The 12975-nt window shown below is 64.0% G+C and carries 14 protein-coding genes; 4 read left to right on the top strand and 10 right to left on the bottom strand.

Translation table 11 applies throughout. The annotated features are described in order from the left end of the window. Window positions 1–102 precede the first annotated feature (102 nt). On the bottom strand, window positions 103–2031 hold the full coding sequence (gene thrS, locus NDI54_RS12225) for a threonine--tRNA ligase (protein WP_310896721.1): 1929 nt from the start codon (window positions 2029–2031) through the stop codon (window positions 103–105). A 58-nt stretch (window positions 2032–2089) separates the two neighbouring features. Next, window positions 2090–2656, bottom strand: a complete 567-nt coding sequence (locus NDI54_RS12220; RefSeq protein ID WP_310896720.1) for an HTH domain-containing protein — start codon at window positions 2654–2656, stop codon at window positions 2090–2092. 183 nt (window positions 2657–2839) lie between these two features. Between NDI54_RS12220 and NDI54_RS12215 the strand changes: the two genes are divergently transcribed. The 4 genes from NDI54_RS12215 (at window position 2840) to NDI54_RS12200 (ending at window position 6490) form a co-directional block, all read left to right on the top strand. Next, a complete protein-coding gene (locus tag NDI54_RS12215; RefSeq protein ID WP_310896719.1) occupies window positions 2840–3271 on the top strand; it encodes a universal stress protein in 432 nt (143 codons plus the stop codon). Window positions 3272–3375: 104 nt separating this feature from the next. After that, on the top strand, window positions 3376–3888 hold the full coding sequence (locus NDI54_RS12210; RefSeq protein WP_310896718.1) for a gamma carbonic anhydrase family protein: 513 nt from the start codon (window positions 3376–3378) through the stop codon (window positions 3886–3888). Between the two features lie 68 nt (window positions 3889–3956). Next, the gene (locus NDI54_RS12205; RefSeq protein WP_310896717.1) at window positions 3957–5918 is read left to right on the top strand and encodes an ICP22 family protein; all 1962 of its coding nucleotides are present in this window, start codon (window positions 3957–3959) and stop codon (window positions 5916–5918) included. A 98-nt stretch (window positions 5919–6016) separates the two neighbouring features. Beyond that, window positions 6017–6490 (top strand): redoxin domain-containing protein, encoded by a 474-nt coding sequence (locus tag NDI54_RS12200; RefSeq protein ID WP_310896716.1) that lies wholly within the window; start codon window positions 6017–6019, stop codon window positions 6488–6490. Window positions 6491–6555: 65 nt separating this feature from the next. On the opposite strand, the gene NDI54_RS12195 is transcribed toward NDI54_RS12200, so the two are convergent. The 8 genes from NDI54_RS12195 to NDI54_RS12160 all read right to left on the bottom strand — a co-directional run bounded on the left by NDI54_RS12195 (window position 6556) and on the right by NDI54_RS12160 (window position 12864). Further along, the gene (locus tag NDI54_RS12195) at window positions 6556–7206 is read right to left on the bottom strand and encodes a DUF7504 family protein (RefSeq protein WP_310896715.1); all 651 of its coding nucleotides are present in this window, start codon (window positions 7204–7206) and stop codon (window positions 6556–6558) included. Then, a complete protein-coding gene (locus tag NDI54_RS12190) occupies window positions 7203–8096 on the bottom strand; it encodes a GAF domain-containing protein (protein WP_310896714.1) in 894 nt (297 codons plus the stop codon). The genes NDI54_RS12195 and NDI54_RS12190 overlap by 4 nt, the downstream gene beginning before the upstream one ends. Window positions 8097–8208: 112 nt before the next feature. Continuing rightward, entirely contained in the window at window positions 8209–9246 is a 1038-nt protein-coding gene (locus NDI54_RS12185; RefSeq protein ID WP_310896713.1) for a dipeptide epimerase, read from the bottom strand. Continuing rightward, a complete protein-coding gene (locus NDI54_RS12180; protein WP_310896712.1) occupies window positions 9243–10253 on the bottom strand; it encodes a DUF1611 domain-containing protein in 1011 nt (336 codons plus the stop codon). Before NDI54_RS12180 ends, NDI54_RS12185 begins: the two co-directional genes overlap by 4 nt. 75 nt (window positions 10254–10328) lie before the next feature. Then, the gene (locus NDI54_RS12175; protein ID WP_310896711.1) at window positions 10329–11222 is read right to left on the bottom strand and encodes a Vms1/Ankzf1 family peptidyl-tRNA hydrolase; all 894 of its coding nucleotides are present in this window, start codon (window positions 11220–11222) and stop codon (window positions 10329–10331) included. Window positions 11223–11293: 71 nt separating this feature from the next. Next, window positions 11294–11959 carry a helix-turn-helix domain-containing protein gene (locus tag NDI54_RS12170; RefSeq protein ID WP_310896710.1) on the bottom strand — a complete coding sequence of 222 codons (666 nt, stop codon included), beginning with the start codon at window positions 11957–11959 and terminating at the stop codon, window positions 11294–11296. 261 nt (window positions 11960–12220) lie between these two features. After that, complete coding sequence (locus NDI54_RS12165; RefSeq protein WP_310896709.1) at window positions 12221–12358, bottom strand: hypothetical protein; 138 nt, start codon at window positions 12356–12358, stop codon at window positions 12221–12223. Window positions 12359–12498: 140 nt separating this feature from the next. Next, complete coding sequence (locus tag NDI54_RS12160) at window positions 12499–12864, bottom strand: DUF5802 family protein (RefSeq protein WP_310896708.1); 366 nt, start codon at window positions 12862–12864, stop codon at window positions 12499–12501. Window positions 12865–12975 lie beyond the last annotated feature (111 nt).

Below are 12975 nucleotides of genomic sequence, written 5' to 3'. Positions count from 1 at the left end.
CAGATCGGCTCGCCCGCCGTGCATAAAAGCGCGAGCCCGGCACTCGCCGGGACGTCGGTGTATCGGCAGTGAGAAGTAGCTGGGCCAGCCGAGACAGCAGCGCTACCGGCCGGCGAGGAACGTCACGGCGGTCCGCTGTTGTTCGATCTCGGTTTCGAGGTGGTCGCGGAACTCGGCGATGTCGATGTCCTTCTCTTCGCGTTCCTTGCGGTCCCGCACCGAGATGGTGCCGGCTTCCGCCTCGTTGTCGCCGATGACACACATGTAGGGGACGCGGTCGTCGTGGGCCTGCTGGATCTTCTTGCCGACGGTCCAGGAGCGGTCTTCGATGGTGACACGGAAGTCGTCGAGTTCGTCCTGAATCTGCTCACAGTAGGCGATGTTGTCGTCGCTGACTGGCAGGAGCCGGATCTGCTCGGGGGCGAGCCACGGCGGGAACTTCCCGTTGTAGTGTTCGGTCAGCACCATGAAGAACCGCTCGTAGGAGCCATACAGCGCGCGGTGGATCATCACCGGGCGATGCTCCTCGTTGTCCTCGCCGGTGTAGGAGAGGTCGAACCGCTCGGGCATGTTGAAATCCAGCTGGACGGTCGGGCCGTCCCAGTGGCGTCCCAGTGCGTCCTCGAAGGCGAAATCGATCTTCGGGCCGTAGAACGCACCGTCGCCTTCCTCGACGACGTAGTCGATGTCCTGCTCGTCGAGGACGGCTTCGAGCTGGGATTCGGCTTTCTCCCAGATCTCGTCGCCGCCGACGGATTTCTCCGGCCGGGTGGCGAACTGGACGGTGTAGTCGAGGTTGAACGTGTCCAGCGTGTTGAGGATGATGTCGACCGTCGCCAGCACCTCCTCTTCGATCTGGTCCGGGCGAACGAACAGATGGCCGTCGTCGATGGTAAAGGCCCACGTCCGGGAGAGCCCGGAGAGTTCGCCGCGCTGCTCCTTACGGTACACCTTGCCGTCCTCGAAGTACCGCACCGGCAGGTCCCGGTAGCTCCAGGAGTTCTGCTCGAAGATGGTGGCGTGCCCCGGGCAGTTCATCGGTTTCAGGCCGTACTCCTCGTCGTTTACGTCGAGCAGGAACATGTCGTCGACGTAGTTCTCGTAGTGGCCCGACTTCTTCCACAGTTCGGTGCGGAAGACGTGGGGCGTCTCGACCTCGTCGTAGCCGGCGTCGCGGTTGAGGCTGGCGACGTACTCCGAGAGCTCGTTGAGGATCTTCTTGCCGTTTGGTTCATACAGCGGCAGGCCCGGCCCGGTCGTCTCGTCGATGGAGAACAGGTCCATCTCCTGGCCGATTTTGCGGTGGTCCCGCTCCTCGGCCTTGCGGCGCTGTTCGAGGAACTCGTCGAGCGCGTCCTCCGTCGGGAAAGCGGTTCCGTAGACGCGGGTCAGCGTCTCGTTTTCCTCTTCACCGCGCCAGAAGGCCGCCGAGATTTCGAGCAGGGCGAAGCCGCCGATCTCGCCGGTCGATTCGACGTGTGGCCCCTGACAGAGGTCTTCGAACTCGCCCTGGGTGTAAAAGGAGACTTCTTCGTCATCCGCGGCCTCGGTTTGGAGGATGTCCTGTTTGAACTGGTTGTCCTCGTAGCGCTCGAAGGCCTCGTCGCGGTCGACGAGTTCGCGCTCGATGTCGAGGTCCTCCTCGATTATCTCCTCGGCTTCGGCCTCGATGGCTTCGAGGTCGTCCTCGTCGATGTCGACGCCGGTGATGTCGTAGTAGAACCCGTTGTCGGTCCACGGTCCGATTGTGAGCTTCGCGTCGGGGTGGAGACGCTGCAGCGCCTGGGCGAACACGTGGGCGGCGGAGTGGCGCAGTACGTCGAGGTACTCGTCACTGCTCTCGGTGACGATCTCCAACTCGACATCGGCTGTCAGCGGCGAATGCTTGTCGACAAGCTCGCCGTCGACAACGCCGGCGACCGTGTCGTCACCCAGCCCTGGCCCGATTTCGTAGGCGACATCCTCGACCGTGCTGCCACGCTCGACCTCTAGGGGGGTCCCGTCGGGCAGCGTGACCGTGACCGTACTCATACCCGAGGGTACGACGGCGGCCGGGGATAAGTGTATTGAGACGCGGGCGGACCTGACGCTACTCGGGCCGCAGCGGGTCCGAATCTTCGTCGACGGTGTCAACAACCGGCGAGTCGGACTGCGTCGGTGCTCGGGTCGCACTCGCACGCTCCAGCGGTGAGAGCGTCAGTTCTTCCTCCTCTTCGATCATCGTTAGTCGCTCGCTAACAGTGACTGTGTCTCCCTCGGCTGTATGCGGCGTCACACACGTGAGTTCAGACCCCTTGTACTCCGCTAATAGTTGGACTGGAAACACGAGTGCGCGGTACTGTTCCCCCGATATCTCGGAGTCCACCGTCCGGACTCGGAACGCGGGTTCGAGTGTACAATCGTTGCGTTTCGCCCACTCCTGAAAGACGCTGACCCGGTTGAGTGCGAACAAACCCAGTTCGGTCCGAGCCTCCGCAGGCGTGGACGGAATCTGCCGACCGATAACCTGAACAGTAATATCTGACAGAACATCGGCGTCCGACAACCCCTCAAGACGGTCGATTACCGCAGCCTGTTGCTGCGTGTGCCCGTCGGGCAGTAATGAACGAACGTACAATTCTGCCCGTGTATCGTCTGGCTGCGTGCTCCCCTGCATCGTATAGATGTTAATGGGTAGCAACCGGGAAAAACATTCCTGTTGACAATTAATGGTTAGAATGATTATACACTGAACGGCGGAAAGTGAATCAAACGTTTCTCACGCCCGGTGCGATAACTGCGGAGCAGTTCATCGTGATAGGGAGTACTATGTGGGCACAGTTCGCATGGGAAGCCACAGATGTACGACTCGGTGCTCGTAGCGACCGACGGCAGTTCGGGAACGACGGAGACGCTCGCACATGCGACCTCCATTGCGCGTGACAACGACGCGACCCTGCATGGCCTGTACGTCGTGGACAAGCGGCTGTACCTCGCGGCGGATAAGGACAATCAGGACGAAGTGCGCCAGTCGCTGGAGGAAGAAGGTGAGGTCGCACTCGATGACATCGCCGTCGGCGGCGAGGAGGCCGGCGTTGAGGTCGTCACGAAGATGGAAGAAGGCATTCCCCACAAGACGATCACTGACTACGCCGAACGGGAGGATATCGACCTCATCGTGATGGGGACCCACGGCCGGACCGGTCGAGACCGGGTCGCCAACCTGGGGAGCGTCACCGAGCGCGTCGTCCAGAGCGCGCCCGTCCCCGTTCTCGTGGTCCATATCGAGTAGCGAAAGTCCGGGAGAGCGAACAGAGCGTGAGACGGGTGGCCGCGAGAGCGGGTCCCCCTGATCTGACCGGTATCTTTTCGGCCTGCCGACACGCTGTTGACAGTATGGACAGCCGAGAGTACGAGTTCGAAGGAGCCACACCGGACATCCACGGATACGCCCATGTCAGCCGCGAGGCGACGCTGGTGGGCGATGTCACCGTCGGCCCGAACGCGAACGTCTGGCCCGGCGTCGTGCTGCGTGGCGACGTGGCACCCGTCGAAGTGGGCCGCGAATCGGCCATCGGCGACGGGGCCATCGTCCACGCCTCGACCGTCGGCAAGAAGGTGATGGTCGGTCACGGGGCCGTCCTCAACGATGCAGTAGTCAACGACGGCGCGCTCGTGGGGTTCAACTCGACGGTCAGCGACGCCACCATCGGCGAGGGCTCTATCGTCGCGATGGGGACCGTCGTCCCGCCGGGCTATGAGGTGCCCGCGGAGTCGTTCGTCCGAGGGAATCCCTCCACAGTGACGCCGCTGTCGGAGACGACCATCGACCCCACCGAGGTGTTCGAGGCGTTCAGCTCCGGCGATTACGCCAACCTCGCGGCCCGCCACGAGGACCTGTTCGAATAACGCCCAGTATCAGTGGTGGAAACACACGACGGGTCACTTATAGTGGAAGAGCCCACACAGTACCGAGCATGGACGATATCGTCGACCTGGTGACCCGGTCGCTCGCCGACGAGACTGCCGCGACGTTCACCGAACGGGTCGACGAACAGGCGATGCAGCTCCGCAAAGCCATTGAGGCCGGGGAGTTCGACAACGAGGCGTTCTCCGTCGGCCTGGAGATCGAACTGTACGCGATCAACGCTGAGCCGAACCCGCCCGAGCCCGACGAGGACGAAAACAGCGAGGAGGTCGCCGAAGAGGACCTCGACGACGACCTGAGCGGGTCGGACGACGCGGCCTGGAGCGGGTCGCTCGAAGCGCCGGCCGAGTCAGAGGGCGGTGGTGGGGCGTCGCTCGAACCCAGCGACGGGGGCGGAGCGTCGCTGGAACCGAACGACTCGCTGGAACCGAACGACTCGCTGGAACCGGCAGGGGACGAATCGGGTGATTCGAGCGGAGCCGACAGCAATGGCGACGGCGACGACTCTTTCGGTCCCGGCGAAGGGCCGTCGCTCGACATCGATCCGGACAGTCCGCTGGCAGAGGACGAACCGGAGACACCCGAAGAGGAGGCCGAGCCGGCCGTCGAGTCGTCGGTCGAGGACGAAGCCGACGACGAGCCCTACATGGACCCCGAGGACTGGGCGGGGCGGCTGACCCGCCTGCCTGACGTGGTGTTCGAGGGCGAGGCCAACAAGGAACTGGGCCTGCACAACGCTGAAGTCAACACCGAACCGAACAGCTTCGACCAGACCGGGATGGAGGTCCAGACGACGGCGGTAGAGATGCAGACGAAGCAGGCCCGTCAGCAGGCGAGCAAGCACAACTGCGAACTCGTCCTCGACGCGATGTGGACAATCCCGCCCGAAGAAGGCAGCGAAGACTACCTCTCGGCCCACGAGACCCGCGACGGGGTCGTCCTCGCGGACAACATGCGGCAGGCCCCCAGATACGTGGCGCTGGACAACGAGGCACTGGACCACGCCGGCGGCAGCATCGACTTCGACGTGCCGGGGTACAGCGGGTCGTTCCCGACGATTCTGTTCGAGTCGCTGGCTACGTCGATCCAGCCCCACCTTCAGGTTCCGGACACCGGGGCGTTCCCCGAGTACTACAACGCCGCGATACGGACGCTCGGGCCGCTGCTCGCGCTCTCGGTGAACTCGCCGTTCCTCCCCGCCGACATGTACGGCGACACCGACGGCGAGTGGCTCTGTGACAGTACCCACCACGAACTCCGCATCGCCGCTTTCGAGCAGTCGGTCAACACCAGCGAGAACCCGAAGGTGCGGGTCCCGCGGGACCTCGACAGCACGACGGACGTGGTCGGCCGCGTCGTCGATGACGACCTGTTCGCGCCGTTCCTCCGGGAGTTCCTGCACGACGACGAGCGGACGGCGTTCGAAGACGAGTTCTGGGAGTTCGACCACAAGCGCGGGACCTACTGGCGCTGGCTCCGGTGTGTCGTCGGCGGTGCGCCCGTCGACGGGGCAAGCACTGAGAAGTCGCTCCGGATCGAGTACCGCCCGCTGCCGACCCAGCCCCACGTCAAGGACATGATCGGGCTGCAGGCGCTGACGGTCGGTCTCATCCGCGGCCTCGTCGTCGCGGACCACCCCGCCGCAGAACTGCCCTGGCAGGAGGCCAAGCGGAGCTTCTACAGCGCCGCACAGGACGGCTCCGATGCGGACCTCTCGTGGGTAACAGCCGACGGCGAGCGGACGGCCGACCATGACGAGATCTACGGCGAGATCTTCCAGTACGCCCGTCTGGGCCTCGCAGAGCAAGGCGTTCCGGAGGCCCGCATCGACGAGTACCTGGAACCAATCGAAGCCAGATACGACGCCGGCATGACCCCGAGCGACTGGAAGATCACGCGGGTCCGCGACTATCTCGACGACGGCGACGACCTCTCGACGGCCATCCGGTCGATGCAACTGGACTACGTCGAGGCCAGCCGCGACCACCACTCCTTCGACGAGTGGGTGTAATCGGTGAGCGGACGACGAGCCGCGAACCGGACACGGTACCCCTGCTATCGCTGCCGGATGGTGGGCCTTTATTCGGATGACGCCGCTAGCATCGGCTGATGGTATCCACTGGAGACACAGCGCCGGACATCTCGGCGACAATCGCAAACGGTGAGGTAGAGGATTTCGAACTGAGCGACCACCTTGGCGACGGGCCGGTCGTGCTCGCCTTCTTCCCGGGCGCGTTCACACCACCCTGTTCCAACGAGATGGTGGCGCTGCAGGAGCACCTCGGGGACTTCCACGACGCCGGCGCGACGCTCTTCGGCGTCAGTGCTGACTCGGCGTTCTCCCAGAACGCGTTCCGCGAGGAACACGGTCTGGAGTTCGACCTGATCAGCGACATGGGCCGCGACGCCATCGACGCTTACGGCGTCCGAATCGGTATCGAAGACCTCGGGCTACTGGGCGTCGCTAACCGGTCAGTGTTCGTCGTCGACGACGACGGCGAAGTCGCCCACAGCTGGGTTGCCGACGACCCGACCAACGAGCCGGACTACGGAGAGCTGCTGGACGCCGTCGAGTCCGCGTAAGCGAGCAGAAACGCTCGTTCAGTTGCGACAATTCTTTGGACACGCGAATAGTTGGACAGCGGTCGCTATATCGACACGTCGACCGTCCGCTCGCCGTCGTCGTCGGAGATGGTGAGCGTCGCTTCGGTGCGGCCGGTCGTCTCGACATCGACGTGCGATTTGAACGACGTTTTCAGGCCGGTTACCGTGCTGTTCATGTTTGTGCCGATATCGGCGCTCGTGTCGATTGCACAGACACCGATCCCGTCGCTCCGCCTGATTTCGGTCAGGAAGGTAGAGTTGAGAAAGCGGTACAGCGACCGGGTGTCGTCGAGTTCGCCGGCGATCGTCGAACAGAGGAAGATACCGGTCCGAAGCCGGTCCGTCTCCTGCTGTGAGTCGGCGGCGAGAGACGAGAACTCCATCCCCATGCCCGTGAGGTCGGAGAGATCGTCGACCGTTTTGATGTCGTCGCCGCTCGGGCTTCCCGCGGCGGTGAGTACAGACGACCGGTCCCCGGCACCCCGTTTCGCGCTGTTCAGAGACCGTTTGACCGCGCGGCCGCGGCTCTCGGTGGCGATGACGACGCTCCGCTCGCCGTCGGCGGGGGCCACGACGCGGGCGAACACCGATTCCAGCGCGTCCGCGTCGTCGCCCGTCAACAGGACGCTCGTGCCGCTCTCCAGCGGCCCGATACCGTCGGGTACGTCGAACCCGTCCGAGGGGACGGACTTCATTGTGCGACCTCCTGAGCGGTCGCGTCACGAACGGTCTGTCTGAGTTCCAGGATCTCCATCGCCGTGTCGGCGAAGTCTTCGAGTTCGGCCTGCTCCACGGCGTCGTAGCTCCGCGGGACGTGGTCGAGCAGACACACCTGCCCGATGACCTGCCCGTTGCTCGCGGTCATGTTCGCGCCGGCGTAGGAGCGGATGCCGAGGTTCTGGAGTTGCTCGTTCTCGGCGAAGCGAGCGTCCTGCAGGATGTCCTCGACAACCATCACGTCCTCCTGAAGCATGCTGTGGGTGCAGATGGTGTTCTCGCGGGTCAGCGTGTCCAGATCGCCGCCGTGACAGGCCAGGAAGTTCTCCTCGTCTTCCTCGATGAGCCCGATGAACGACACCGCGGCGTCGAAGTGACTGGCGATGAGATCCGTCAGGCGCTCGAAGCTCTCCTCGATGGGAAGGTCGTCAACGTCGTACTGTGCGAGCGTCTCCAGTCGCTCGTCCTCGTCGTCCGGGCGGATGAAACTGGCCTGGGCGCTGTAGTCGATCACGTCGTTGGCGACGAAGCCGAGCCGGTCGTGTGCGTCGGGGAGGTCGCGGTTGAGGTACTCGACGATGCTCTCCTCGAACGACGCCGTGTCGATGTCCGCGGGCGGAACGTCGGTGAAAAGGACACAGGGCGTCTGGGGCGCGGTGTCGCGGATCGCCCCGACGACTTCGAGGCCGGTCCCGTCCGGGAGGTCGTACGCCGTAACCACGCAGACGACCGGTTCGTCTTCGAGACACTCTGTCGCTGCCTGGACGGATGTTGCCGTCCGTGCGGTCAGCGAATCGTCGCCGTCAATCGCGGTCGAGACCTCGTCGATCCGGTCTTCGGTATCAACACAAAGAACTGTGCGAGTCATATGAGATGAATAGTGGCCGTTTACATAGTTATTAGTCCCCAATTATCAAATCCGATGTTTAATGCATAGGAATCCGGTTTTATGACTCGGAAAATCACAGAACCGATCTGGACTACCAATCTGGGACTCGCCGAGCGCCGGTGCCGGCCGACACCCCGGTGAGGTCGAACACGTCGCCGTCGAGCGGTACGCCGGTGTAGGGGTCTGACTCAAGCAAGAGCGCCCCGTCGAGGTCGACGTAGTCGACGAGCGGCGCGAGGTGGACCGCCGCAGCGATGCTGGCGTTGGACTCGACCATACACCCGAGCATCGAATCGAGGCCGTGGGCGTCGGCGGCGTGCAGGAGCCCCATTGCGGGGCGGATGCCGCCGCATTTGACCAGTTTGGCGTTGACGATGTCGCAGGCGTCGGCGACCCGCGGCACGTCCGAGGCGGTGACGCAGGACTCGTCGGCCGCGACGGGTATTTCGGTTGCGTCAGTCACGCGGCGGAGGCCGCCGATGTCATCGGCTGCCACCGGCTGTTCGAGCATCGTGATGCCGGCGTCGGCGAGCCAGGCGGTCTTGTCGATAGCTTCCTCGGCGGTCCAGGCGGCGTTGGCGTCGACACGCAACTCGGCGTCGGGGGCCGCGTCCCGGACCGCATCCAGTCGCACCCGGTCGTCGTCGGTCCCGAGTTTGACCTTCAGGTGGTCAAAGCCGTTGTCGGCCGCCGTCCCGGCTTTCTCGGCCATCCGCTCGGGCGAGTCGATACCGACCGTGTACGTCGTCGGTGGGACGGCGTCGGGGTCCAGCCCCCACTGGCGGTACAGCGGCAGGTCGAGGCTCCGAGCAGCGAGGTCGTGGACGGCAATAGAGAGTGCCATCCGGGCGGCGGGCTGGTCGGGCGCTCGCTCGCCGAGTTCCCGCTCGATACGCTGCTGGGCGTGCGGATCGCCGATGCGGTCGACGACCTCACAGAGCGACGGCAGCGTTTCGGCCACCGATGCTGCGCTCTCGCCGTAGTACGCCGACGGCGTGACGGCCCCGATTCCAGTGGTTCCCTCGCGGGAGAGTTCGACCACAACAGCCTCGCTGGTCTCGCTGGTCTCCCGTGAGATGCCGAACGGGTTCGACAGCGGCAGCTCGTAGCGGTCGACGGTCCAGTTCATACGATGGCGTCCAGTACCTCGTCGGGGACGCCGTGGCGGACGGGGTCAGTCGCCGGCGCGCCGAGGGCGTCGCTGTACTCCGTGACGGCCTCGGCGGCCGTGTCGTCGTCGAGATGGCGCGTGTTCAGCATGCCCGCGACAACGGACGCATCCGCGACGGGTGCGGCGAGGCGTTCGTAGATGTCGACGTACTCGGAGAGCGGGGGAATGTCGAAGGACTCGTAGCCGTGGATCGCCTCCCGGCCGGCCTCGTGGCACATGACGAGCGCGTCGGGGGCTGACCCGTGGAGGATGCTCGTCGTCACGCCGGAGTAGGCCGGATGGGCGAGCGCGCCCTGGCCTTCGACGACGAGGAGGTCCGCTGCCTGTGCTTCTTCGACCAGGCGCTCCACCGCGCCGGCGGCGTAGTCGGCGATGACGCGGTCGATGACAATGCCCCAGCCGGTGATGGCGATTCCCGTCTGGCCGGTCGGGATGACGGCGGCGTCGAGGCCGCGCTCCCGCGCCGCGTCGCGGATCTCGAACGACGCGGTCATCTTCCCCGTCGAGCAGTCGGTGCCGACGGTGGTGATGACCGTCGCGTCCACGTCACCGGCAGTCCCCGCTGCCACAGTGAGGTCGTCGGGTGGCTTGCGCAGGTCGTGCAGTTCGGCGTCGTGTTTCTCGGCGAGGTGGACGAATTCCTCGTCGTCGGCCAGGAAATCGTGCAGTCCCGAGTACACGTCACAGCCGCGTTCGAGCGCCGTGCGAACGTCCTCGCGCCAGGACTCATCCAGCTCCCCGCCGATGGGCGAGATGCCGATGACGAGCGCGTCGACATCGGGTGCGTCGGCCATCGACGCGACGATGGGGGCATCCTGCACGTCCGGGAGCGTGTCGTGGACGCGCTGGCCGGCCCGTTCGCGGTCAATGAGTGCCCGGACCTCGCGGTCGCCGTACCGCAACAGCCCGACGGCCGTCTTGGCTCGGTCGGGGAAGGCGTCGTGGGTGAGAATCGCAATAGCCATACCAGAACTGAGTCGCCGCCCCGCGAAAAACCTACCCAACCAGCACTGACGGTACTGCGAGGAACAGGGCCCGGATTACGGAACGCGCAGCCGAACGGTCCACAGCGACCGGACAGCGTCGTCGAGCGCCTCGTCCGGCTCACCGGTCGCGTCGACCGGCTTCGTCGCCGTCGCGAGGTCCTCGAACTCGTGGATGACCGACCCCTCGCCGACGACGTACAGTCGATCGGGGGACACTTCCTCGATAGCGGCCCGGCAGCGGTCGAGGTGGGAGTCGATCTGCTGGTCCCGGAGCCGCTCGAACCGGCCCTGCGAGAAGCCGCCCTTCGAGTGCTGGCTCTTGAGTTCCGAGTCGAATCCGTGGAAGGCAGTCCGCTCGCGGCCGTCGTACTCGCCCAGCGCGAACAGGTCCGAGCGGACCAGCGCGACGACGTGCTCGCCGGTCGGTTCGAACCACGACCGCTCCAGCCGAACGCTGTCGTCCCACTCGGTGAACGGCGACGGCGGCGCGGGGACGGACAGACACGCCGACAGGACGCCGGCGTCGTCGGTGACTGCGAGACACGGCGCGGCGCTGGCGACCAGCGACGCGCGGTCACCGAAGGCGTCCCGGACCGGGCCGGGCAGGGAGCGCTCCGCGTCGACGTAGGCCGTGAACACGCCCTCCGGCTCCGTTTCGAAGGACTCCAAACGGTCGAGAACCTCGCTCAGCCGGGCGCGGCTGAGCGTCTCCTCGGCCCGGAACGTCGATTCGCCCTCCGCGCTCTGCAAGCGTTCGACGCGGTCCTGGAGTTCGGCGACGCGGTCCTCCAGCCGATTGACCTCGGCCTCGGCCCGCTGGCGTTCGGTCGCTGCGTCGGCCCGGCGTTCCTTCTCGGCGTCGAGCTGTCGTTCGAGGTGGTGGGTCTCCTCTTCGAGTTCGGCCACCCGCTCTTTCAGCGACGCGCGTCCCAGCAACCGGTCAAGCATCGGTTTGAAGGCAGACGGCGACGGGCTTAAAAGTGACTTCCCGGACTGCCACTACATTGAGAATCCGTCGGTCAATCCGGAGGTTCGCTGTCATCCCGCAGCGACGATATGATGAGTCGCTTGATGCCACGTCGAAGGAGACCACTGGCTGCCGGCTGAGAGATATCCAAATCAGCGGCCACCTCGCTGAGGGTCGCGTTCCGTGGCTCTTCGAAATATCCAGTTTCGAAGGCGACGAGGAGCGCTTCTCGTTGGCTGTCGGTCAACCCAGCGTCCGTATCTCCTAAACTGTCGTATTCGTTCACACGCAGTAAATCGATATCAATCTCGTTCTGTTGTGCGTAGTCCCAGAGATGCACCAGATCCGTCCGATCTGGCATCCACACTGTTAGAATCCAGGCGCTCCCGTCGTTCTCCATGTCGAGGATGACACCGTTCGCGGAGGAAATTACGGGTGAGAGGATCTTCGCTTCGTCCGTATACTCGAAGCTGTAGATGGCCTCATCGTCTCGGGTTTCGATAACTCGTTCGAATTCCCCGATGGTACCATCCTTCCGTAAGCCGTCTTCGAACTGTTGAAAATCAGCTGATTCGATGTGATAGAAGAACTTTCCCGATGTCGGGTCTGTTCCCGCCTCAGACACCGACCTGACTTTCGAACTTCGGTCGTGGGTAACGGTCTCCGTGAGCACAATGTCGGGGTGCTCAGTTCGGACGACCGCCTTGATATCCGTCATAGTTCTGTAAGGTAGTGGGTTAGTGTGCTAAGACGCACAAGTAGGCATTTGGTTGAAATGCCTGGTGAAAATCTGTATCGTGGTTCTTGCTACTGGGGTTATAACAGTGGTCCTGCGGTAGCTTAATTGAGTCGGTTGGTCGTAATTTCTACACATGGGGCTACTGTCCGGTTATTACGTGGATACGAGCCGGTTAGTCCGGGAAGCCTCTCGGAAATCACCCCACCGTTGAACACATCCTCGCCCATCGATGTCGGTGGTTCAGACGCGATGATTGAACAGCACGGCCCAGAAGCGCTCGAACCAGCCGGCCCCGGACGACGGGGTGACCCCGGCGGGGAGATAAACGTTCGATTCGGTCGCTCTGTCCTGATCGCCTGCATGGTTCCGCTGTGGCATACAGGTAAATAGAACGCCCCCAGACCGCATTGCTCTGTAGCTTAAGCGTATAACCTACTTATACGGGCCTCGGAGGAGTGCATCGGTTTCTGCCCCTCGGCGGAAGCGGGGACGCTCACCAGAGCGGAGCTTCTACGCCCTCAGACAGCGGTGTCCGGGAGTGTCGGCGTCCCCTCGGAGATAGAGAGCAGTTGTGCGGCGTGGTCCGCCTTGGCCAGGAACACCTCTTCGAGGCTGGGCGGGTTCCGCACGTTGGCGTCTGCAAGCATCGTTTCTGGGACGACGAGTGTATCCGCCGGGACCTGTTCGTCACCGTGGACTGCGAAGTGCCGCGAGCCGAGTTTCATTACGAGGGGATAGTCTGTGCGCTCGACCCCCTCGCCGGAGGCGTACAACTGTTCGTTCACTCGTTTGTGCTGCTCGCGACACATCGCGGCCGCCGCGTCGTCTCTCGGTTCGACGTAGAGGCGGCCGAGGTAGTATCCGCGCGAAAACTGTTCGAACATCGGTGCATCCGAATGTGTGTCATTGACATACATAAGTGTTCGCCGGCAGCCTTTTGCCGTCGTGCAAACAGCGCGGATTCGGTGGTGGATTCAGCGGCAACGGCTCCCGTC

Origin of the sequence: Haloarcula terrestris, from assembly GCF_031624315.1 — an archaeon.
GTDB lineage: Archaea > Halobacteriota > Halobacteria > Halobacteriales > Haloarculaceae > Haloarcula > Haloarcula terrestris.
Note: the sequence above shows the minus strand (reverse complement) of the source record. Positions and strands in the feature narration are given on the sequence as shown.